The sequence below is a fragment of the Catenovulum adriaticum genome (genome assembly GCF_026725475.1).
GTDB classification, from domain to species: domain Bacteria; phylum Pseudomonadota; class Gammaproteobacteria; order Enterobacterales; family Alteromonadaceae; genus Catenovulum; species Catenovulum adriaticum.
In genome coordinates this window covers 71,234-95,863 of the sequence record NZ_CP109966.1, presented here as the reverse complement: position 1 = coordinate 95,863, position 24,630 = coordinate 71,234, and the positions used below count along the sequence as shown (strand labels likewise).

At 39.8% G+C, this 24,630-nt stretch carries 14 protein-coding genes and 3 pseudogenes; 5 read left to right on the top strand and 12 right to left on the bottom strand.

Features of this window, described 5'->3' with window-relative positions:
• Positions 1 to 7: 7 nt before the first annotated feature.
• The 7 genes from OLW01_RS14320 to OLW01_RS14290 all read right to left on the bottom strand — a co-directional run bounded on the left by OLW01_RS14320 (position 8) and on the right by OLW01_RS14290 (position 14,230).
• A complete protein-coding gene (locus OLW01_RS14320) occupies positions 8 to 553 on the bottom strand; it encodes a hypothetical protein (RefSeq protein WP_268076621.1) in 546 nt (181 codons plus the stop codon).
• Entirely contained in the window at positions 553 to 3,585 is a 3,033-nt protein-coding gene (locus OLW01_RS14315) for a glycosyl hydrolase family 98 C-terminal domain-containing protein (RefSeq protein ID WP_268076620.1), read from the bottom strand. The genes OLW01_RS14320 and OLW01_RS14315 overlap by 1 nt, the downstream gene beginning before the upstream one ends.
• 173 nt (positions 3,586 to 3,758) lie before the next feature.
• Complete coding sequence (locus tag OLW01_RS14310) at positions 3,759 to 6,794, bottom strand: glycosyl hydrolase 115 family protein (protein ID WP_268076619.1); 3,036 nt, start codon at positions 6,792 to 6,794, stop codon at positions 3,759 to 3,761.
• A gap of 262 nt (positions 6,795 to 7,056) precedes the next feature.
• The gene (locus OLW01_RS14305) at positions 7,057 to 8,397 is read right to left on the bottom strand and encodes a c-type cytochrome domain-containing protein (protein ID WP_268076618.1); all 1,341 of its coding nucleotides are present in this window, start codon (positions 8,395 to 8,397) and stop codon (positions 7,057 to 7,059) included.
• Between the two features lie 4 nt (positions 8,398 to 8,401).
• Positions 8,402 to 9,391, bottom strand: coding sequence for an NHL repeat-containing protein (locus OLW01_RS14300; protein WP_268076617.1), 990 nt, complete (start codon positions 9,389 to 9,391; stop codon positions 8,402 to 8,404).
• A 123-nt stretch (positions 9,392 to 9,514) separates the two neighbouring features.
• Positions 9,515 to 10,966: a DUF1501 domain-containing protein gene (locus OLW01_RS14295; RefSeq protein ID WP_268076616.1), complete on the bottom strand. Its 1,452-nt coding sequence runs from the start codon at positions 10,964 to 10,966 to the stop codon at positions 9,515 to 9,517.
• A 6-nt stretch (positions 10,967 to 10,972) separates the two neighbouring features.
• Positions 10,973 to 14,230, bottom strand: a complete 3,258-nt coding sequence (locus OLW01_RS14290) for a DUF1553 domain-containing protein (protein ID WP_268076615.1) — start codon at positions 14,228 to 14,230, stop codon at positions 10,973 to 10,975.
• A 129-nt stretch (positions 14,231 to 14,359) separates the two neighbouring features.
• Between OLW01_RS14290 and OLW01_RS14285 the strand changes: the two genes are divergently transcribed.
• Entirely contained in the window at positions 14,360 to 15,640 is a 1,281-nt protein-coding gene (locus OLW01_RS14285; protein ID WP_268076614.1) for a helix-turn-helix domain-containing protein, read from the top strand.
• 37 nt (positions 15,641 to 15,677) lie between these two features.
• Here the strand turns inward: OLW01_RS14285 and OLW01_RS14280 are convergent, their stop codons facing one another.
• Positions 15,678 to 18,464, bottom strand: coding sequence for a right-handed parallel beta-helix repeat-containing protein (locus OLW01_RS14280; RefSeq protein ID WP_268076613.1), 2,787 nt, complete (start codon positions 18,462 to 18,464; stop codon positions 15,678 to 15,680).
• Positions 18,465 to 18,875: 411 nt separating this feature from the next.
• Positions 18,876 to 19,916: a glycoside hydrolase family 43 protein gene (locus OLW01_RS14275; protein ID WP_268076612.1), complete on the bottom strand. Its 1,041-nt coding sequence runs from the start codon at positions 19,914 to 19,916 to the stop codon at positions 18,876 to 18,878.
• A gap of 290 nt (positions 19,917 to 20,206) precedes the next feature.
• On the opposite strand from OLW01_RS14275, the gene OLW01_RS14270 reads away from it, so the two are divergent.
• The 4 genes and pseudogenes from OLW01_RS14270 to OLW01_RS18495 form a co-directional block, all read left to right on the top strand.
• Positions 20,207 to 20,953 (top strand): NUDIX hydrolase, encoded by a 747-nt coding sequence (locus OLW01_RS14270; protein ID WP_268076611.1) that lies wholly within the window; start codon positions 20,207 to 20,209, stop codon positions 20,951 to 20,953.
• A 118-nt stretch (positions 20,954 to 21,071) separates the two neighbouring features.
• Positions 21,072 to 22,403, top strand: a complete 1,332-nt coding sequence (locus tag OLW01_RS14265; protein ID WP_268076610.1) for a glycoside-pentoside-hexuronide (GPH):cation symporter — start codon at positions 21,072 to 21,074, stop codon at positions 22,401 to 22,403.
• Between the two features lie 346 nt (positions 22,404 to 22,749).
• Positions 22,750 to 22,926, top strand: a pseudogene (locus tag OLW01_RS18500) (DUF4277 domain-containing protein); the annotation flags it as partial.
• A gap of 345 nt (positions 22,927 to 23,271) precedes the next feature.
• Positions 23,272 to 23,565: pseudogene (locus OLW01_RS18495) on the top strand (IS1634 family transposase); the annotation flags it as partial.
• A 19-nt stretch (positions 23,566 to 23,584) separates the two neighbouring features.
• Here the strand turns inward: OLW01_RS18495 and OLW01_RS14255 are convergent.
• The 3 genes and pseudogenes from OLW01_RS14255 to OLW01_RS14245 all read right to left on the bottom strand — a co-directional run.
• Positions 23,585 to 23,887 (bottom strand): annotated as a pseudogene (locus tag OLW01_RS14255) (transposase); the annotation flags it as partial.
• 128 nt (positions 23,888 to 24,015) lie between these two features.
• A complete protein-coding gene (locus OLW01_RS14250; RefSeq protein WP_268076607.1) occupies positions 24,016 to 24,138 on the bottom strand; it encodes a hypothetical protein in 123 nt (40 codons plus the stop codon).
• A gap of 10 nt (positions 24,139 to 24,148) precedes the next feature.
• Positions 24,149 to 24,568, bottom strand: coding sequence for a transposase domain-containing protein (locus OLW01_RS14245; protein WP_268076606.1), 420 nt, complete (start codon positions 24,566 to 24,568; stop codon positions 24,149 to 24,151).
• Between the last annotated feature and the right edge of the window lie 62 nt (positions 24,569 to 24,630).

The following is a 24,630-nucleotide window of genomic DNA, read 5'->3' as shown; positions in this document are numbered from 1 at the left end:
ATACCATTTAACGATGCAGGCTTTTTACTGCAGACCTTTGCACAATTGTCCATACGCCACATACAAGAAACAGCAACCATACGGTAGGCTCAGAAACAACAACAGATTGATGTGCGATAGACATATAGTTGTCATCCTGAACATCTAAATAACCTAATGAAAAGTTGCCATTATTTGCATTAATGCTTGTGAAAGTCGCAGTTCCTAATTTAAACGAAGGTGTTAAGTTACTCGTCCAGTCTGAATTAAATTCAACCAATACTGTTACTGGCGCAAAACCAAACATATCAAAAGCATCTGAGTAGCTTGAATTTAGTAAAACGTCATTTGTTTCTTCAAAGTGACTAAATGCAATATCAAAGTCGTTAAAGTTAACATCAAACTCTAACCATGACATTGAGGGGTTTGAGTTGTTTAAATAAATTTCTAGGTTAATTGACTCTCCTGCCGAGTAACTGGTTTTATCTGGCATCAAAGTAATTAAGTTCGCTGATGCACTGAACGAAAACAGCAACATTGAATAAAAACAGACAGCACGCATTATACTTTTCATTATTGAACCTCACATCGGTTATGGGTACATAGTTGGGTTAAAAATCGGCTATCGCGACGATTAACGACGCCGTCTTGATTTAAGTCATAAGCAGAATGCAATTCTTCAGTTCGGACTGATATGCTAAATATGCGGATATCCATTGCATCTACATCTTGGTCGCCATCAAAATCACCCAATACGCCAATTACTGGATTGAGCGGAAGATAATCGTTCGAATCGGCGACCCCGTCACCATCGTCATCAGTGTCTGCTAAATTATCAACGCCATCGTTGTCAGGATCTCCTGAGATCGAGCGAGGCATTGCTATGGATGGTGAATAAGGGCGACGCATTTTTACTGTAGCAGGTGGGGTTTTTCTATTAGCATTGTTACCAAAAGCATCATTGATCATTAGATCAATAGGGCCATTATGTTGAATGGTCAGAGTCACAGTACCCTTGTCTTCTGCGATGTCTAGTGTACTCGCTTGATGCTCTCCTCGCTCGAGTAGGTGCACCTGAGGCAAGCTATCGCATCCATATAAGACGATCGTACTTTGACGCAATGTCTCATCGGTTGGTGATAAAATAAAGTCTGGTAAAACATAATTTTGCAAACGCCAGCTACTAAAACCTTCAGGATACTCATCCCATAATTGGCGCTTGTCCGTGCGGTAATTGTTTAAATAAACATTTAACGAAGAGGTTTGTTCTTGAATAACTGCAAAAGTATGCGGCGCAAATGTTAAATCAACAGACGAACAACTATTGTAAGCTAGGTTAAACGAACCGTTTGTTGAACGATCTTCATTTATATTTGGGTTGTAAGCTAACCAGTTGTTTTCGACATTGGCGATAAACATATCACCGCTTGAAATTTGCGGAAACAGAGCTTCGAACACAGCAATTTTATCGGTTTCTGAAGCCCATATATTTTGATAATCCGATTGCTTAACCACACGTTCATATTGTTCGCTATTAGTGGGTGGGTCCACTAGATACGGTATGGTTGGAAAACGTCCTGTTTTCTTAAGCCAGTGACGATTGTACTTATGTTCACCATCGTTATCCATCAGGTATAAACCAGTGTATAAATCTTCTGGTGTGTTATTTTGATTACCGTCACTAATCAACGCAACTTTTGTTCGCGCAGCAACGTCTTGCCGACTAGGTATTACAATTGTACCGTCAATAACTTTGCGCAAAACATCCACCATTACATTTTTGAAGTTAGGCGTTTGTTCACCTCTAAAAATTGCAGAAGCCCACTCAACTTCAGGTCCGTCAATTACAGTTGCACCAGTTAGCATTAAATGTTCGGCTATATGCGTTCCCATTAAAGCTTCAGGTGAAGTGAACCAAGTTAAACTACCAAACTGCTCCATTTCTTCACGACTTCCCTCTTCACCAAACAATTTGGCTTTACCTGACCAGACCCATGAATATTGGTCGTATCGAATGGCGTAATGGTCAGCATATCCACCTAAAAACGCGCCAAGAGCCATGCTTTCATTGTCAAAATAACCCCAACCGTGTGTCGTTTTATTTCCGTAAATAACATTTTTACTGTAGCTTTTACTGGCTGTTAAAAACCTAGGATGCTTTTTAAATTTGGCTATGGTGTTCCATCCCGGTTGCGAAATAGACATCGCATCATTGATATAGATAAAACCGCCATATTCAGCACTGATTTCGATTAAATCGGCTAGTAGGTTTAATCTTTGATAAAAGCTTTGTTCATCATATCCCCAAGTTTGCTCGGACCAGTTATAACCAATTAAATTTGGGAAATCTTGATAGAGTTTTTCATATAGAACGGTAGACATATCATCCATTCTATTTCTAATACCCGCAGATGGTTGAACCATAGCCCACATGTCATGTTGTAAAGCTACTTCAAGCCATTTCTTCATCAACTCATATCCTTCATTGCTGCCTATTTCTGTTCCAGCAGGGTTGAGGTTTAGTACTACATAAGGGCGAATATCAGCAGGTATGGCGTCGATAACCTCCAAAGGTTCATCGTCGACATTGTATGAAACATGAACTAGATACATTGGGCTAGTCGGCGATAAGTTGCGTCGCAGTGGGTTACGGGTAATTACGCGTGTTTCAACTAATTTTACCAATCCTTTAGTTGCATTTAACCTAATGTTATCAAGCTTTGCACCGTCTTCTCTAATTGAGAAATACACTGTATGTGTGCCCGCGGATACATTAGAAAATGTTTGTAAGGGGAATGTCTGCCAACCAATCGTACGCAAGTTATTTTGTGTATGCCAATTCTCATTGTTTAATTTGTAAAAAAATGAATCATCACTTGCATTCGGCAAATCTGCATTGATAGACAAGGCGACATCTGCAGCCGCCGATAGAGAAAAAGTAACGGCGATTTGACCCGCAGAGTTGTTAGTCGGCGTTAAAAAAGCATCATGATTGCCATTGGGCCAAACGACATATTCTACACCACCGTTCGAATCAGTCTGAGCTTCAAATGGTGCAAAGTTACTTTGCCAACTAAATGCCTCTAACTCAACCGTTATACTACTTTCTGAATGTATGGAACCCGCACTGACTTGCAAGTTAACGCTATCTAATTTAGCACCGTCTTCACGCCTGGAGAGGTATAATACATGATGACCGCTAGATACATTGCTGAATGTTTGCACATTGATATCTTGCCATCCTGAGGTCGCAATGTTGTTTTTTGTGCTCCAAGGAGCTGAATCTAAACGATAAAAAATCGAATCATTATTTGCCCCTACCATATCTGCCCGTAATTGAAATGTTACATCAGCCGTTTCAGTTAAATTAAAAGGGATGGCTATTTGCCCTGCTGAGTCGTCAGATGGTGATACAAAAGCGCTGTTCGACTGGTCTGGCCAAATTACATAAGCTTGATTTGAGGCTGAACTGTCGAATTCAATTGTAAAAGGCGGGAATAACGCTTGATCAGAATATGATTCTAGCTCTAATTCGATGCTAGAACTCGCATATGAGCAGAGCGAAATGCTAAAGAGTAAAACCACCCAGTTGAGTTTGACAAACATATTGTGCTCCATTTCGTATTGTTACAAAATGCTAACACCCCCGTAAAATATAGTCAATATAACAATAACAACTTTTTTGTAATGTAGGATGGTTCAAGAAACAAAAACAACCTGTTAGATTGGTTTTTGCCTACCTAACAGGTTTTAAAATTGATTCTAATTATAAAACAAAACTAATTTTCATAATGACTCATAGGTGGGCCGAGATAGCTGGGTTTTAGCCCGCCTTTATTTGTGATCGGACTGTCAAATACGCCTTTAGATTTGACCTCATGTGTTTTAATGCCACCTGTATCTAAGACGAATTTCTGGAATACGACGCCTGCATCAATCATCCATATTTTTAATGTGTGTTCACCTGCTTTAAGACTTTTATGCTCTGTCGTTTCAATTGCAGCGTGATCCCCTGCTCTTTTACCCCAAACGCCTTCGGTCTCATGCATATTTACAATTTGTGGTTTTTTATCATCAATGGAGACTGCAAACTTAAGTCCTTCACCACGTTTAAAGTTGTAAGTAGGTGCTAGATAAGTGTCTAGTTTGATATCCGTGTTATCAAATAAGGTAAAGGTATACTGCAAATGCGGTGTTGATGCATTCAAACTTTGCGTATCGGCTGTACTGGGTGAAACGGTTACTGCAGAATCGGTACGACCATAGTTTGGAATGGTGATCCATTTAATGTTATTTTTGCCTTGTGCGCGTTGATAATGTGCAGCTTCAATCGATACAACACCGTTGTTTTCAATAAAACCTTTACCTTTTGGCATTTCGTTTCGAATCGGCACTAAAATTGTGTATTCAACTCCAGCACCAGACAATAAAACCTCACCAACCTCAAGTCCTTGAGGTGCTTGCTTCCAATCGATTGATACATACACTTTTTCATCGGTGGCGATTGTACCTTGCGACTTAGTTAGTTTTACCCATGGATGTTGAGGCTCAAGCTTGTAGGATAAATCTTCAGCGCCTTTGTTGAATACTTCAATGAAGTAGCTCTGATCATTTACTGGATCAAATTGTGGTAAACGGTTGTGATAATGCCACTTTAAACCGTCAAAACGCACACCACCAAAGTGATATATGGTGCCATACTCTACGTGAAAACCAATATCAGCAGCTTTACCCGTGGTGTGAGCATACTGAACAGCTGGCATGCTATTGATTGACGGAGAATACCAATGAGGATGGCCTATATGCGTTTGTGCCATCATGTGATTCCACTTGCCATCTTCCAGTTCATTGTGGAAATATTCGTGCAACGCTTCATCTTTGTAAAATAAAGCTTTAGTTTTGTCTGCGTAAGCGTTTGCTGAGCGAGAAGCACCACGGTCAATGTAAAATTTGTTCTTTGCAGCAGCTACATACATTTCATTTAAATTAGCAGCGGACTCAACTGGAAACAATACCAATTGGTAAAAACTTGAGCGGTGGCTTTTTGGAAGTTTGTTGAATAGGGTTTTAGCTTGCGCTAACAATTCATTATATTCATTGGTAATGCGCTCAGCTTCACGATAATGCTCAACGCTATAGGTTGTGGCATCTATCATTTCAGGTGTCCGACGAGCGTTAAACTTAGTATATAGCGCTAAAATGTTTGCAATTTCTGAAGCATGTTCCGAACCAAATTGCTCTGTGGCCCACTGTACATAATAATCAGGCAAATCGTCCTGGCGAATTTTTTCAGGGTTCCAAGCAAAATCCAAAAAGAAACTGGTCGGCAACTCATGTGGTTTAATATCACCAACATTCACTACCCAAATTTCATTAGCACCGTGTTCATAAGCAAGGTTCATTTGCTCCCAAACTTTTTCGATTTGCGTTACATTCGCCCATTTGTAAGATTTAGGCCCCCCAACATAATCAAAGTGATAATATATACCAAAACCGCCCGAACGCGCTAAGTCTGACTTTTTGGGTAAACTCTTAATATTACCCCAGTTATCATCACAAAACAAAATTGTAATATCTTCAGCTACCCGTGTGCCTTTATCCCAGTAGTCTTGCATCTCTTTATAAATAGCCCAAACTTGTGGCGTTTTTTCTGCTGGTTTTCCTGTTACATCTTCAATAATTTCACGTTGGTCTCGAATAATACTTTGCATAAGTTCAACTTGAGTGCCACCAGGTAACGCTGTGTCTCCGTCACCACGCATACCTACTGTAACAACACTTTCGTAGTCACCCATGCGTTCGATACCACCGCGCCAATACTCTTGAAAAAAATCTTTATTGGTTTTGTAGTCCCAAGGGCCAAAATCACCTCGATACCACTCATCTGCAGCACGCATCATAGGCTCGTGATGAGTTGTTGAAATAACGACTCCATATTCGTCGGCCAATTTATGATTCATTGGGTCATCTGCAAAAAAAGCATGAGCTGATATTTCTCGTGGGCCAGGCCACATTGCCGGCCATAAAAAATTACCACGATTTCTTAATATAAGTTCATAAACCTTATCGTAAAATTTGTGGTTATAACTTCCGTAATTTTCAACCACCCAATTGGTTAAAGATGGATTTTCATCATTTATAAAGATACCGCGATATTTTACTTTAGGCTCGCCAGCTGTGTAGAAGCCGGGTTTTACGTATACGTTATGTTTTTTTTGAATAGGCGCATCTGCCCACCAATACCAAGGCGAGACCCCCATATTGCGTGACAAATCATACATGCCATAAATAGTGCCACGCTTATTACTACCAAAAATCACCAAAGCTTGAGCGATATCGCTGGTAGGGTTATCAACCGTTTGTAACGCATAGGTATCCCATTTACCAGCGACTTGGCTCGCATCTATTTTGCCACTAGCAATTAACTGGTCGATTAGCGGATTTTTACCAATGGTACCTATGATAATGCCAGTTTTTCCAGACGCCTTGTCTTGAACAATTACGCTTTTTTTACCAGTTACGCGTTTTATGTCTGCCTGCAAATGTTCGGCAACTTTAAGCACCCCGCTATAATCTTGCGAGCTCACCCAAAGTGGTGTAACACCATCTTTGCTAACTATTGGAAATGCAGTTCCATTTGTATTTGTCGTTGTTATATAAGACTGCACTAAGTGCTCTACTTTTGTGCTTTGGGGTAAAGAGGTTGGTTTTGTATCTGTGCACGAAATTACACCAAAACTCAACAATGCTATTAATAAACAAGCTGAGTTATTTTTTAAAACTTTATTGGCGTTTCGCGCTAACATGTTGAGCATAGGTTACTCCTATTAGCCATCATTAATAAATCTAAAGTTACCAGTTGCATCTGTGGTTAACTAAAAGCTGAAAATAAACTTAAAAAATTATGCACGAGTTGTTAATGTAAATAAGTTAATAATGACTTATGTACAGCTAATTAACCGTTAAAGATAATAAAATCAGTCAACGACGCAGTTTGAATTGGATTTAAATGGTCACTGGTCACTGGTCACTTAATTGTTCTAAGTAATAAACTTCTTCACGAGCAACTCCCTTCGTTTAATTGGCGTAAACAGCGTATTCACCTACTGCTTCGTACATAGGTGTTTGCCATATGTATACTTTTTTCAAAGCCTTCATATTCGCCAACACTTCACTACTGTCTTTGGTTATCTGCGTTGCAAATAAATTAAGCACTTTTAAACTTTTAAACTTTTGTAAGTGGTATAAACCCGTCCCTTGAATTGGGTTTTCAGCTAAATTTAAAACTTGCAGGTTTTCCATCACAGGTAGTTGTTGCAATATATCATCGTTGATCTCTGCTTTACGTAACTCTAGTGAATATACGTAGGGTGCAATTGAAGAAAGGAGCGCTATCTGCTCTGGACCAAATGCATGTTTAAATGTTGAAAAACTGAGTTTTAGTAAAGGATTACCTTGTGCAACTTGGCGATAGTAAAAGCCGTTTTCCGCAATTTTATTTTCATCAAACGACATGGTAGGCAATTGTGGTGCTTGCTCGCTATCCACACCCGTTATTTGCTTTATCAAATTTAAAACATCATCCGTTGGATTCATATCGATGACTTTCTCTGTTTGAGGTGCGCCTTGCTTTACCCACCAAGCAAATACTTTAATTTCATCTTCGGTAAATGGTTTTTTGCCTGATTTAGGCATATATAGTTTATGCTCAGGTGGCAATATTATTCGTTGATATATCTCACTTTTTGAAAGGTCATTCGCGGTAACTCCAGACCCATTTTTGCCACCTTTAACAATTTGTTCGTAACTTGCAAGTGATAACTGACCTTTACGCTTATCGTTGTTATGGCAACTGGCACACTTACTCTGTAACATGGGTTGTACTACATGATTAAATGTTTCTAGTTGGTCTATTGATAACTCTGCAGTGACTTGATCTATGTCTTTGATACCTAAAACACTTTTTAACGGTGCTGGTGCATAGTCGGTTAAATAGGTTTCACCATGGGTAATGTTGCCACCATAATGGCCGGTCAAGACTAACATCACCAATACGGCGAAGTTAAATCCAGCTATTTCTGACTTCAGTATACTTAAAGGTTTGCTAAATAAGCGGCGTAAAAATATAACAAATACCACACAGGCTAGTGCAATAGCGCTCCACATGTGTAAGCTAACACTCTGTCCACCAAATCCTGGTTCCATTGAGTGAAAATAACCCAGTATAATAGCTGCTAAAGCGCTGATAAACCCAAATCCCCACAGCAAAGTCGTTGCACGATAAAAACTTACTTTACTGTCATCAGTGTTAAAATAGCGGCTAACACAGTCGAAAAGAATCGCCGCAAACAATACCCCAAAAGGAACATGCAAAGCCAATACGTGAAAACGGCCTAAAAAATAAATAAACTCTTGCACTGCTCTACACTCTCTCTAATTTAACTGGATAAGTTTGATCTGCATTCCATTGAGGTATAAAAAGGTTCTTCTGTTGATCAACACATACATCATGAGGATGTTTGAATACAGGTAATTCTTGAACCATTCTGATAGGCTTGCCATTTACATAATCCGGTTTTGTGCCGCCTGGGTTTGAAACAACTTTTTCGTTTTCATCTATGACCATGACAAAACCGGTATTACGTTCTACACCGTAAGTATTGTCACTTGAAAAACAAACACCTGTGTAGATCATGCCATCGTCTATAACCGCGCGGCTAACTAATGCGCCTGGTAAATACAAAGTGCGAATATATTTCCCATCTAAGGTATAAAATTTGAAGGCATTTTTAATGCGGGCGGTACAAATAAGCTGTGGGTTGTTGGGATCTCTCGTATCTAATGTAACACCATGGACTTGCAGAAAATAACCTTCGCGAACACTTTTACCACCAAACTTTCGAATAAATTCACCTTTGGCGTTGTACTGTAAAATCCATTGTGAACCATACCCATCGGCTACGTAGATATCACCGTTGGGTGCGACAGCTGTTTCGGTTGGTTTGTAAGGATCACAACTTGGATAAATACCCAGGTCTTTTGGATGTGCTAGTTCTAAAACAATTTTGCCGTTCAGGTCTGTTTTCACCACTCTACCCGTTTCAAAACAGCAAATGTATAAATATTCATCACCATTTTCTTCATTTATGGTTAATCCGTGGGCGCCCGGCATGTCAAGCGTCCAATGTTCTGTTACCTGTCCTGATGAGTTGTAAATGATGATATTATTTGCACTATGGTCAGTTAATAATATCAATCGTTGTTGTTTATCCATTACCATTTCATGGCAATTTTTGACTGGAGTAACCTTTGGATCCGCTTGACTCCATCTAGTATTCACTCGATATTTATAATGCCCGTGACCAATGACTTGCCCATGAAAATCGTCAAGCGTGCGCTTGTCTTTATCCAAGCTTGACTGCAGGACGCCTCTCGTCGTAGATACACATCCTGAAATTAAACCCGTTCCAAGTACCACACCAATTCCTACAATAAACTCTCTGCGTTTAATATTGCTCACATTACGTCTCCTCAATTAAGCCAAAATAGACTTAACAACATGGCCGTGGACTTCGGTTAAGCGGAATCGACGTCCTTGAAACTTGTAGGTTAGTTTGGTGTGGTCTATCCCCAATAAATGCAACAAGGTTGCTTGAAAGTCGTATATGTGCACAGGGTCTTTAACAACGTTATAACTGTAGTCATCGGTTTCGCCATAGCTAAACCCTGGTTTGACACCACCGCCTGCCATCCAATAAGTGAAAGCTTTAATGTGATGATCTCGACCATAACTGGTTGCGGTTAATTGCCCTTGCGAAAAAGAAGTACGACCAAACTCACCGCCCCAAATAACTAAAGTATCGTCTAACATGCCACGCATTTTTAAATCTTGTATTAGTGCGGCTGAGGCTTGATCGGTTTCTTTGGCTTGCGTTTTCATATGTTTAGGTAAGTCACCATGGTGATCCCAGCCTGTGTGGTATAGTTGGATGAACTTAACATCCTGTTCAGCGAGTCGCCGAGCTAATAAACAGTTGGCTGCGTATGTGCCCGGTGTACGAGCGTCTTCACCATACATATCAAATATGTAGTCAGGCTCTTTCGACAAATCAACTACTTCAGGCACTGACATCTGCATTCGGTAAGCCATTTCATAGTCCGCTATCTTCGAACTAATAGCTGGATCCATCCATTTTTCTTGCTGCATCTTATTTAAATCCACAATCGCATCAAGTGCGTTTCGCCGAGAACGCATATCCACACCTTCGGGGTTATTAAGATACAACACTGGGTCTTTACCCGAGCGGAATTGAACACCTTGGTGGTGTGATGGTAAAAAACCATTGCTCCATGCGGCAGCACTAATCGGCTGGCTTGGTGATTTTCCTTTTGAAACCATAGTGACAAAACCAGGTAAATTATTATTATCGCTACCTAAGCCATAATTCACCCAAGAGCCAATAGACGGCCGGCCGTTTAGCTGAAAGCCGGTTTGCAATAACATGACTGCTGGCTCATGGTTAATTTGATCTGATTGCATAGATTTAATAAAACATAAATCATCAACCATTTTCGCGGTATGTGGAAATAACTCTGAAACCCAAGCGCCACTCTCCCCATACTGGTAAAAATCAAACGCTGATTTTACTAGCGGGAATGTTGTTTGTGATGCGACCATGCCACTGACTTGCTGCGTCCCCATCACTTCAGGCGGAATTTCCTGGCCGTGCAAATCGACCAACTTAGGTTTATAGTCGAAAGATTCCAACTGAGAAGGACCACCAGCTTGGCACAAAAAAATTACCCTTTTTGCTTTAGCTGGAAAATGGCCACTGCCAAGTAAACCGTTTAGAGGATTTGCCGCAAGTGCACTTGGATTAAGCATCGAATTTAGGGCGATAGTACCTAGCCCTAAACTGGTTTTTTTCAAAAAAGAACGTCGACTTAACTGATTAAAAACGTTTTGTTCAAAATTTAGTTTATTCATAAGGTTCTACCGTTTGCTAAAGGCTTCGTCTGTGTTCATAACAGCACTTGCGACAATACTGAGCGCTGCGGTGCTTATCGTATCTAAGTCTTCTTGTACTGGGTGTTCACCGACAGCAACAAGTGCTTCAGCGGATTGTTGCTCTGCTTCAAACCTCGCTAACTCTTGCCGATACAACTGGCGTAATCTTGTACGTTCTGCCACGCTCGGTTCCCGACTGGTTGCATTGCGGAATATAAACTCTATTTGCTGATTAATAGATTGTCCCTGCGTCAATGATTTTTCTGCCAATACTCGCGCCGCTTCTACAAACTGAGTATCGTTTAGCAAGGTTAAGGCTTGCAAAGGGGTACTGGTTGTCATGCGAGACACTTTGCATTGCTCACGCCCACCGGCATCAAAAATTGACATAGACGGTGGTGGTGATGAACGTTTTACAAAGGTATAAATACTGCGTCGATACAAACCTTCACCTGATTCTTGTGCTGACGGATATTTATAGCGCCAATGTTTATCCGTTAAAGAATCCCATAACCCGTCTGGTTGATATGGGTACACGCTTGGGCCACCTATCTTGTCAACCAACAAGCCGCTGATAGCGAGCGCATTATCACGAATCATTTCAGCAGTTAGCCTAGACCCAGGTCCTCTGGCTAACCAAATATTTTGCGGATCATTTTCAATTTGCTCTACCGGGGCTTTTGATGACTGCTTGTAAGTCTGGGTATTTACAATGACTCGGTGCAACTCCTTGATGTCCCAACCTGACTCTCTAAAGTAATTGGCCAGATAGTCCAAAACAGCCGGATAGGTTGGTAAATCCCCTTGGCTTCCAAAGTTGTTAGATGTAGCAACCAAACCACGACCAAAATGCATTTGCCAAATACGGTTTACAAATACACGTGCAGTTAGAGGATTTTCTTCATTAAACAACCACTGCGCTAAACCAATTCGATTTTTAGGTAAACTTTCATCAAAGCCTAAGATTGCCTCAGGTGTATTGGGAAACACTTGTTCTTTTGGTTGGTTAAATGCACCACGATCTAGGCGGAATGTGTCTCTAGGCTCAGGTAAATCGCCCATAACCATAATTTCTGGCGCAGTAGATTTTATTTTATTAATTTCTTCTCTAAGCTTGTACAACTCAGCTTGTAACGCTAGGTAGCTGTTAGAAGTAAGCAAATTATGCTGTTGCTCTAAGTTCTGGCGCTGAGCATGTGCTAGCGTTTGTAATGCTTTAGGTTTGGCACTCTGTAATACTTCTAATTCAGCCAGTTGGCGTTGGTAAATTTTAATTTCATCAACCGTACTCCCTTTAATTGGGCTAATTTGATGTTTTTGACCTAATACAAACCCATCAAAGCCGTAGGTGTGAATGTCTGGAATAAATTTAATCGTACGATAGAGGTTATCTATATCATTAGATACACTTTGGCGTTGACCATTAACATATAAACTTAAACCGTTTGCTTTCGATGAGCCATCGTAAGTAAATGCAATATGTGACCATTCATTTACAGGCACAGAGTTTGTGGTTGTAAGCTGAATTGCGTTGGTTGGCCATGAGTGTGCCATAATAAATTTAAGCTTGTTTCCGTCGACTAAATGCAATGAATATCCTTTAAAACCAAGTCGGAGTGACTCAGCGTGAACAAAAATTGCGTTGTCATCATAACTTTTTGCCGGTTTTAACCAAAACTCAACACTAAATGCTTGTGTACGTTCAAAATCTGCGACTTTAGGGTCGAGTTTAGCGTAGTTATAGTCGCTATATTCAAAGCCTTTACCTTTATAACCATCCACCCAAATAGGTTCTTTCAGTTTTGCTGGCTGTTTAGTATCTATTGTGTTCGGGCTTAAGGCTTCTTCTTTCGCATCTTGTTCTCTGTTTACCTGAGCTGTGTCAAAGCTATAATATGCGGTCAAATCTGCTTTTTTATGTTGGTCAATTTGATGCGTTGATCCTTGTTGTTGCTGATTTTCAGAAAGTGACGCAACTTCATTTTCTAATTTAGCAATGGACTGTTCCAATAGTACAATTTGTTGGTCTTGCTCATCTGTTGTTAACAATAAACTCGGACCTGGCGTTTGGTCTGGCCCATAAACCGCGGTACCTAATTCGTTCGTACTATTAAAAAACGCCGAAATTGAATAATAATCAATATGTGAAATGGGATCGTATTTGTGGTCGTGGCAGCGCGCACATCCTACCGTCATACCTAAAAATGCAGTGCCAAAAGTATCGGTACGATCTGCAACGTATTCCATTCTGTACTGCTCAAAATCGATACCCGCTTCTGAGTTCTTTTTGTGTAAACGATTAAATGCTGTCGCTAATACTTGATCTTTGTTTGCATTTGGCAATAAGTCACCCGCTAACTGGTAAGTGGCAAAATCTTTATATGACATATTGGTATTAAATGCTTCGATAACCCAATCTCGCCAAGGGTGAACTTGGCGGTGTTTATCATCTAGATACCCATCAGAATCTGCATACCTGGCTAACTCTAACCAGTCTGCTGCCATACGCTCACCATATTGTGGCGAACTTAACAAACGTTCCACCAATTGTGCGTAGGATTTATCGCTATTGTCTGCTACAAATTGATCAACATCAGAAAGCGATGGCGGCAACCCAGTCAGGTCGAACGAAACGCGTCTGATTAATGATGTTTTATCTGCTTCAGGTTGTTGGGTTAGCCCTTTATTTGCTAAAGTTGTCTGAATTAAAGTATCGATTGTTGCTGAAGGTGTTGCTTCTTCAACGATAGCTGGAGTAGACAGAGGCTCAAATGCCCAATGTTTTTTGTACTCTGCCCCCTGTTCTATCCATTTGCTGACTAAAGCGATTTCATAGTCAGTAATGGTTGAATGCGCGTCTGAAGGTGGCATAACTAGATTTTCATCAGTGGATGACATTCGGCGAATTATTTCACTTTCTTGTGGCTTGCCAGGCACAATTGCATACTTTCCAGGTGACTCAACTAATTCAGCCGTTGCTGTTGAAAATAAATCTAACTGCAAACCCGCGGCAGGATTATCCGCACCGCCATGACAACCAAAACAGTTATCTGATAATACGGGTCTGATGTGCCAATTAAAGTTTACCAATTTGGGAAGTTCAACCTGACTCGACGAATTTGTAGAATCAGAACACCCTATTCCGGTCAGACAAAACAGAATTAGGCAAGAATAATAGCCAAAACGTTGAAATAGTCTTAGTATTAATAAGGCAAATTTATCCTTACCTGTATGTAATAACATAAAACCTACCTTGTTCATTTACTTAAGTTAAGTGTTGTTACCATGATGTAAAAATAGATAATATTTGGTAAGTAAAAAACTAAAATTGTACTGAAAATTAACGGTAAAAAGCAGAAAGATTAACTTTTAATGACTAAAAATAACCTTAAAATTAACGCAGAAAGTATTCGAACTGAATTAAATAGAATTGTTTCTAGCCCTGCTATCGGTAGGTCTGAGAACTATAAAGAATTATTAATTTATTTAGTTGAATGTGAGTTGAAAAATATTGACCAAGAGTCAACATTGAATACGCCAAAAGAATTTGAAATTGCAACTAGTGTATTTATCAATAAACAAAATTACAGTCCAGGTGAAGACTCGTTTGTACGAGTTTACGTGTCAAATTTACGAAAAAAGTTGCGCGACTACTATAAAAATTTATCAACACCCGCTCCTTTTCAAATAGAGATCCCAAAAGGAAGCTATAAAGTCGAATTTACAACAACACATCTAGAGCCTGGGACGCGTGAAAATAAATCATCAAAGGTTCAAATAGCCTTATATCCGTTGGCGGCAGCTGTTGCTATACTCTTTTCAGCCAACTTGTGGCAGTTTTTAAAGGCCCCTACCGCTGAAGATATTGAACCTTCCGCTGTTTCTAGAGTTTCCAACCATACTGTGTGGCATAGATTTAATCACAACGATAAGCCTATTTTAGTTGTAATGGGTGACTTATTTGTATTCAGTGAGTTTGATAAGCAGTTAAACCGTTACCGAACCATTCGGGATACAAGCATTAATACGCAGGCTGAGTTCAATGAGTTTTTGCGTAACAATCCTAGTTATGCTGAAAAAGTTAAAGAAAACCGCGCGAACATACTAACTAAAGGTAATGTTATTACTATGCGCGAGTTCTTACCCATATTTAATAGTGATAAAACCGTTTCTTTTAGGTTGATGTCAAATGTTACAGCTAGTGATTTGCGTGACTACAATATACTCTTTATCGGTTTGTTTAAGTCGCTAGGCGCGCTTAAAAATTACCTGCAAGGTTCCAATTTTATCGTGCACCAGCATTCTATCACTTACAAAAAGACCGAAAAAAATTATCGTATTGTGGGTGATTATAAGAAAGAATATACCGACTATGGTATATTCGCCAGCTTTAGCGGGCCAAGTGGTAATGATATAAAAATTGTCTCTGCATTTTCAGATACAGCTATAGTACAAATCGGTAAAATAATGAGCTCTACTGCTGGTTTAGAAAAGCTTGAAACCGCGGCAAAGCAAGGTGTGGTCGATTTAAATGGTAATTTTGAAGTGTTAATAGAAGCGTCTGGGTATGATCGTACAGACTTAGCTTCTGACATCTTGCTAACGGATACCATTAACAAAGAAGCGGTCTGGGCAAAACCCAATATTCAATAGAACCACTTCCACCGTTTTGTGCACCACACCTCAATTTTCACAATGAACTACAATTGATAGCGTTGTCACCTAACCCGCTTGGCGTGTCTGTACCAATGTAGATTTTGTCCAACATAGTACCGTTTTCACGTATACCAATGGTTAAGGTGTTTACCCCTTCAGATAAGCTGTGACTTGAACCAAAGCGTTTCCATTCCCAGCCGGCAGACTCACCAATGGCCCAAACCGAAGCTGCAGCGCCATTTATACTCACCCAAAATGAGTCATCTTGTTGTGTTGGTGTATTAACCAACCCCCAAATACCCAATTCAGAATCTGCTTTTACTTCAAATGAGAAAGTAACTTGACCACCGCTTGCAGGCATGCCGTTGTGATCGAAGAAGTCATTTGCTTCTCGAATATACTTGCCTCCAGACACGGCAGCATCATCGATAACAGCCCAGTTTTCACCTACAACTCCACATTCAGCTTCCATCCATACATTAGTAATTTTAGACTCTCGGACTAAGTTAACTGCGTGTAGTACTCGGCTATCCGCAGTACCTCCATTAACATTGGTTAATCGCAGTGCAACTAATTCATCTTGTGAGCCCACGTTTGCAGAGGTCAATACAACTGATTTTTTTGTTTCACCTGGTGCAAAAGTTAATGAATTGGCTGAAAGGGTAAAGTCATCGCCAAGCACAGCATCACCTGCTACCGCTTCAATATCTAACGTGATGGTTTTATCACTGGCTTTATTGAGCAATATGTCTAAAGTTGCAGATTCACCACGAACAACATGGCTCAATGATTCAGCGAAATAGACTGAATAATTTGATGAAGCAGAAAGCTCATCCCAACCTATTGCAGAATTTGAATACACTGCGTATGCCCCGATATTGACCCCATCAACACCAGCACTTTTCGCTGGACTGCCATCAGCCAAAGTAAAATCATCTGTATTAGCAAATAGAGGATCTTCAGATAGACCATTGGTTTCAGATACCGCGGTTTGAAATGCTGCAACGGTTGACATAGTACCGTCATATTTTTCACCCCCTACTTCCACAGGACTTGGGATACCACCTAGATATATTGACTGGTTCACATTGCTAGAAAACCATAAGTTATTTGCAAACGCATGGGGGCCATTGTCCATCGCTGATTGGGTAAACATTAGGTTGTAGTCGGTATTGTTGAATGCAATATTGTTTCTAAATTGATCACGTTTAGATTTATGTACTTTAAAACCCACATCGTTATTGTAGGCAACATTGTTTACCCAGCGGGCGTCTTCTGTCCAGCCTGTTTCAGTGTAATAGGCAGTCATATAACCAGAGTGCATTTCTACTGAAATGTTCTCTTGAATGACGTTGGCTTTACATCGAGATTCGTTAAATACATTACCATGGCCGTTTTTACCATAGTTACGTAAAATCACATTGTTGCTGCCGTCACGGTCTAACCAAACATGGTGTAATACGTTTTCTGCGTAGTTAAACGCCACTAAGTTATAACCCATGGCATGATCTTGAATGTCCATAGCACGAGAGAACTTGTAGTTTTGGCTCCAACTACGTGCTTTAGGTTTGAAGTTTTTGAAGGTGTTGTAACATAATAAATTGTATTGGCCGTCTTGCCCATCAAGCCCAATACCATCACCAAAGATGTTATCGAAGTAATTGTTGCACACTACATTTCGATCGGATTGGTAGACCTTAACAACCTGACTGCCGTTGAATTTAGCGACACCTTCGTTACCTAAATTCTCAAAGCGGTTATTTATAACTACATTACCCTCGCCTCTTGCGATAAATATACTTGCAAGGCCATATTCAAAATCTTTAAAGTGGAGCCCTTCAATCCAAATATAATTTTTATATGTTAAATCGAATATTGAGTCTGGATTGTCTTCCTCGCTGGTTGCTGGATATTTAATTACCACATCACCTGTACCAGGGGCAGGTCTAAATACTATATAATTGCCTTCAGTGCCCGATTGAGCCGGAACAATACTGCGCTCTGAATATGTACCACCTTCAATTAACACTAAGTCGCCCGGCTGAACTTGCTGAGCCGCATGTGCAATACTGCGATACGGATTATTCTCGCTACCATCATTCGTATCGCTGCCTGAAGCCGAAACATAGATCGCATTGCTTGCATCAATCGCGGGTCCTGTGCCAACTACTGTAGCTGTCTCTGGTGACGTCATAGTTTCGTTGGCGAACTCACCATCGTTGTATGTCACAACAACAGAAATTGTTTGGTCAACAACTGTTTCGTCCAACATCAATGTTGCATTGATTTCGCCCGGTAAATCAATGCCATTAGCTCGCCATTGATATCCAACAATTTGAATTGCACCATCTGGGTCTTGCAAAGTGTGATTAACCGCTAAAGTTCTGCCTTGGCGAGCTAAACCACTAATTATGACATTTCCAGTAGTTGCATCATTTGTATTAACAACAGCGTCTGTTGTCGCGGAGGTTTTACTTTGGTTTGCAAATACACCATCGTTATAAGTTAAAACAACTGAAATAGTTTTGCCGATTTCATTGGAGGTTAGCGTATAGCTAGATGAGGTAGCACCATTAATTGCGCTACCATTTGCTAACCATTGATAACTAACAATATTTATCGCGCCGTCGGGATCACTTAGAGAATGGGTTACAGACAAGCTTTTACCTTGCTCTACACTACCAGATATCGTGATATTACCCGTTGCGGAGGTATTTTCGATTGGTGTAGCTGTGTCGCCAGAGCCCTCTTCACCACTGCCCCCGCAGGCTGTAACTAAACTAGATATGATTAAAGCGGCTAATAATTTATAGCGAAACATTGTCAATTGACCTCAATGATTAAGTTTGTAACGTTAGAACTATGCAATCTTACCTGATATAGTCATTTTGATAAATACATTGAAATTACATTAAAATTACATTAAAACCTATTTTTTTACAAAAAACAAAAGAACCATATTAAAAATACAATAAAAATCAGATGGAAATAAGATTAAGCAAATAGACAGGCAAGAAAAACTGGGAACAATATTGTTAATGTCATTAAGACACTTTCATTGCCGTTTCTATTTCACCTGAGTTTCGGGTAAACAAGTAAAACTTTCGGTAACCAAGTAGCAGCAAATAAGTCACAGCAAAAAGCTAAAAAATAGGGTAAAAAAGTGAGGAGACGGAAGGGATTTCCATTATTAGACAAGCGCTTCCTTGCGCTTATACAAGCAAATTGAATGTTATATTTTTTCTTGGTAAGGTTCGATGGGCGTGATACTACCATCTGCATTATGCTGAAGTGGCGACATTTTCATTGAACGCAAATGAGTTAACCCGCCGGATAGACTGCAGTCGTGATAAAATAAATACCATTGTCCTTGGAACTCGACGATGCTATGGTGCGTGGTCCAGCCTAACACTGGATTTAATACAACCCCCTTGTATTTAAAAGGTCCGTAAGGGGTGTTGCTCGTAGCATAAACAATCTTATGAGTATCACCTGTAGAGTAAGATAAATAATAAGTACCTTCATATTTATGCACCCATGGGCCTTCAAAAAATCGACGTTCAGTATCTTCGACTTTAATAGGTTCACCTTGCTCATCTGTAATAAGTATTTCTTTAGGGTCTTCCGCTAATTCAAGCATATTGTTCGATAGTGCAGCCATTCGAGGGGCTATAGCTGCTTGACCATTTTGAGGATAATTATCTTTACCTAAGTATTCATTACCTTTCCATTGTTGCAACTGCCCACCCCAAATGCCACCGTAATAAAGGTAATGTTTACCGTCATCATCACAAAATACGGCTGGGTCAATACTATATGTACCTTTTATAGCGTTAGGCTCTGCTATAAAAGGACCCGATGGCTCATCAGATACAGCAACACCTATGCGAAAGATTCCGTCATAGTCTCTTGCTGGAAAATACAGATAGTACTTACCTCCTTTCTCTGCAGCGTCTGGCGCCCACATTTGTTTTTCAGCCCAGGCGATGTCTTTAACATGAAGAGCAATGCCGTGATCAATAACTTTACTACCAACTTTTTCGATTGAAAATACGTGATAGTCTTCCATCGCAAAATGCGAGCCTTCGTCATCTGTTGGATGTTCATTTTCTACGTCATGAGATGGGTAGATATATATTTTTCCCTTAAAGACGTGTGCAGATGGATCCGCAGTATACATATGTGTAACGAGTGGTTCTGCATTAGATAATAGATTTTCCGCACGTTCTATATCTAAAGCTTGTACTCGTTCAGCATCGCTAGTTTGCGACATTAAACACTCCTCCGATTCAACAATACTGCTCGATTATCTGAATACCAGGTTAACAACAGTCATCTTAATGTAATTTTGACAATATATCACATGCAGGCATATAGTCAATAATTCAGTTTACATTTTGTTAATACTATAAGTTGAGTTAGTTGCATTTGGGGTCTTTCAGATATACTTGATCTGTTGTGATAGTTATAAAGTAATAAGGCGATAATAGTAATAGAATATTCACTTAGAAGAATATTTGTAATATTATCTACAATATTGTTACAAATATGAGATAAAAATAAATGTCAACTGGACTAAAAGATGGAGCCGAACTCAATACTTCATTTGAACATTTACAGGAAGAGTTTTTACCTGCGGACTGCATGAATAATGTTACCGTTGATAATTTGATTTTAGCGATGCAAGAAGGGAAACTAAAAGTTCTACTTGCCAAATATAAACATGGTCTAGCTGCCAACCAGTGGGGTTTAATAGGCCACTGGGTACGCAATGATGAAGATTTAGAAGCAGCAGCCAACCGCGTGGTTACCCATACCACTGGAGTTAAGAATTTTCACCTTGAACAATTGGCGGCGTTTGGTAATGTAAATCGTTACCCTCTTCGTCGTATTATTACGGTCGCTTTTTTTGCTTTAGTGCGCTTTGAAGAGGCAAACGTTGTCCACTCTAACAGCACCCTAGAAGTTGATTGGTTTGACATAAAAAAACTGCCCTCACTTGTTTTTGACCACGGGTCAATAGTGGATTCTTGTTTACAGCACCTTAAATATAAAGTGCGGCATGAACCAGTTGGTTTTAGTTTACTACCAGAAAAGTTCACGCTGCTACAACTTCAAGAAATCTACGAAGCAATATTAGACATTAAGCTAGATAAACCAAATTTCCGACGCAAAATCCAAAAAATGAACCTATTAATCAATTGCAAGGAGAAACAGAAAGATGTCGCACATAGAGCTGCAACCTTGTATCGTTTTGATATAAATGTATATGAAAAGTTAAAAGAGTTTGGTTTTAATTTTGAGTATTAGTTGTGCTTAATGAAGCATGTCGACTTGTAAATTAAATGTATGTACAGAATTTTTGGTTTACATTTAAACCAAATAATTATAGTTTAATGGACAATAACTATAACTGAGGCTTAGTGTTTTGAATCAAAAGTTAACTATTAAAGAAAAATTAGGTTACGGCCTAGGCGATACAGCATGCAACATCGTATTTCAGATTGTTGCAAATTTCATGCTTATTTTTTACACAGACGTTTTTGGTATTAGCGCTGCTGCTGCTGGTACATTAATGCTAGTCGTTAGATTATTCGACGGTGTTACCGATCCAATTATGGGGGGGGTTGCAGACAGAACTAAAACACGTTTTGGTACCTATCGACCTTATTTATTGCTCATGGCAATACCCTATGGAGCGCTAGCTATAGCTGCGTTTACCACGCCTGATTTAGCACAAGACAATAAATTAGTTTATGCCTACATCACGTATGCGTTACTTATGACTTGCTACACTGCTATTAATATTCCTTATTCTGCGTTGGGTGGCGTTATGACCAGCGATCCAACAGAACGTGCATCGTTACAATCATTCCGATTTGCTATGGCAATGAGTGGTGGTGTTGTGGTTGTTTGGGCACTTCCGCAAATGTTGGATACTTTTAAAGAGTTTGGCCAACAAGCAGCTTACCAATACGCAATGGGGATTTTAGCTTTATTAGCAGTTATCTGTTTCTTTATTTGCTTTTTCTTGACTAAAGAACGTGAGCAGACAAAAGAAACACACAAGTCAAATATGGCACAAGACTTTTTCAACTTATTTAAGAATGATCAATGGGTACTTATGGTGGTTATTACGCTATTTGTATTAACTTTAATAGGTTTACGCTCTGCAATCGCTCCTCATTATGTTAAGTACTATTTAGGAGACGAATCACTTACGAGCGCATTTTTGACAATGGGTATGGTTGCAGCTGTACTCGGTGCATTATGTACGCATTTTTTATCAAAAAAATTCGGAAAAAAAGTCTTGTTTCAGGTTGGGTTAGTGTCTGGGGTTTTGTCGCACGCCATTTTGTTTATTTTACCAGCTACTCAAGTCAGTTTAATATTCGTTGCTTTCTTTATCGCAAACTTTGTTCATATGATAGTGACTCCGTTAATGTTCTCCATGATAGCGGATACAGTTGACTATGGACATTTAAAAACTGGCAAGCGCTCAATGGCGATGACTTTTTCGGGGCATTTGCTCGCTATTAAGTTCGGATTTGCTATCGGTGGTGCGACTGCAGGTTGGATGCTAAGTGCATACGAATATGTACCAAACCAGGCACAATCTTCTGAAGCGCTATTTGGTATTCTTATGGGATTTGCGGCTGTTCCTGCAGCGCTATTGTTTGTAGCTGCTTTTATCATGACAAAGTACAATCTTACAGAAACTAAGCTGTTTGAAGTTCAGAAGAAGCTTAAAGAGGTTTAAGCTTTAATAAAATTTAAATTAAGACGGGCCTTGAGCCTAATGCCAGTCAGTTAAACTGACTGGCATTTTGTTTTTTGATTGGATATTTTGAGGGTTTGGGTTTTACCACTCTAGGGTAGCTCCGCTCTTCTCGCCGTATTGGTAACTGATAAAACACCAACTGCTCTATTAATAAATCATAGTGCTTTGGCAAATTTCCTGGGCTAGAAAGCGGTAGTGTTGCTAGGTAAGCTATGACCCGTCATTCCGCACCTAGTTTTTAATTAATCGTGGTGTTTTTTTCTTCAGTTGATCGCATCATTTAAAAAAAGACTTGAATATCACGGCTTGGTGGCTGGTTTTTGTCATGATCCAATTGGTCGACTTAATTGACCTTAAACTCCGTGAATCGAACGATCGTACTTTAAGCTTTGGTCAACTGGTTATGGCTATGGTGATAAATGGCTTGGGGTTTACTGGCCGAACGTTACACATGTACAGTGAGTATTTTAAAGATAAGCCTCTTGAGCGCTTAATTGGTGAAGGCGTCAAGGCTGAGCAAATCAATCAACTATTTATCACGCGTGTCCCTCAAACACTCAAAGAAGCTAAAACGCTAATCAAATTGGCTCCGACTTTAAGTTTTACGCCTTTATCTTCAGGCTACGAAGGCGTGTTTCATGAATGTGAATATGGTGGCGTAAAGCAAAAGTGGTTGTTAGTACGCAGTGAACAAGCTGCTAAACGCGAAACACATACGCTAAGTAAGCGCATGCACAAACAAGCAGAGCAAGCACGTAAAAGCTTTAAACAACTTAGCCAAAAAATATTTGCTTGCGAAGTTGATGCACAAAAGTCATTGGAGGAATGGGAAAAGAAACAAATACTCTGTAAAAAGCCAGAACGAATAGAAGCGTTATTAATGGTGATGACGGTCTGTTTAATGGTATATGCAGCCTTGGAGCATCAGATCCGCAAACAACTTGTAGAGCAAGAGCAGTACTTCCCTGATATGAAATACAAACCCCATCAGAAACCCACCGCTCGCTGGGTGTTCCAATGCTTTCAAGGGATCACCATCATGTATATCAACCAAGACACTGTGATCGTTGCTAATCTTGAGGATCGCAATCACACGATCATTGATTGCTTAGGTTATCATTACCAGAAAATTTATTCCTAAAAGTGGTGCGGAAGTTCGGTATGACTGCTGTCGAGCAACTTGAGAAGCTTAGCTGGTTAGAGCGTATCCCCTTTCTATTCGCCGCTTCAGTCATTGCTTTTCGAATTAAGTTATAAGCCAACAACAACCCCCACAGTTCCTGTTTTACCATTTCGGGTTTCAAACTTCTTAACGCATATTCGCTATTCAATAGGGTTTGCTTCATTTCTCTATAACCCAATTCGATTTCCCAACGATGTGTATAACGTTCTACAATTTCAGCTGCCGGATATTTCATTGGGTTAAGCATCGATGTTATCACTTGATAATGTTTACTTTTGATAGTCTTAGTGATAAATCTCGCATCCATCCTTATAGATAGGTGGGGTCGTTGTTTAGCCTAATTCGTTTATCCAACTTGCCATAATGACTTACTCTTTCGTATTGAAGCCCCTTTTTAGCCGGCATTAGTCAATGTCGCTCAGTTCCAGCATGGTGCCAATCGTGTAATAAACCAAGTGAATAAAAACTTTTATCAAACATGGTTAAACTGAAGTCAGGCGTAGATTCAACTAACTCTTGAGCTAGCATCATTTCATTTGTTTTATAGCCGCCAAACCACACCATCAACAGCTAACAGATTCAGGCCGCACCATGAATCTAGCTTAGAGATCTGATAATCATGCTTTGCCATAAATTTAAACACTTGTTTAACGCTTTCGGCCCCTAACCGCAGCCTTGCTTGAACGACTACACTAGGTGCGACAAGTTTATTTTGTCCAAGTAACATCAAATCCATCTGTGTGACCAAATCCCAAACAGATTGTTGTCTGTATAGGCTCATACCAATCACCGACCACATAACAGCTTCAAGCGGCAGGCGCCTCTTTCTGACAGTAGCGACTCCCGCTTTCTCAAACCCTTGTTGGACAAAGTCAGGGTCTAAAAATTGGTTAAGCTTTTCGAAGGTATAAACAGGTTGATTAGTGGTAATGGTTTTACAAAAGGCTTGTTCAAGACGCATAAAAAAATCCGATGATCACTGATCATCGGATTTTGATCTCATTTACCGAAATTGTAACATAT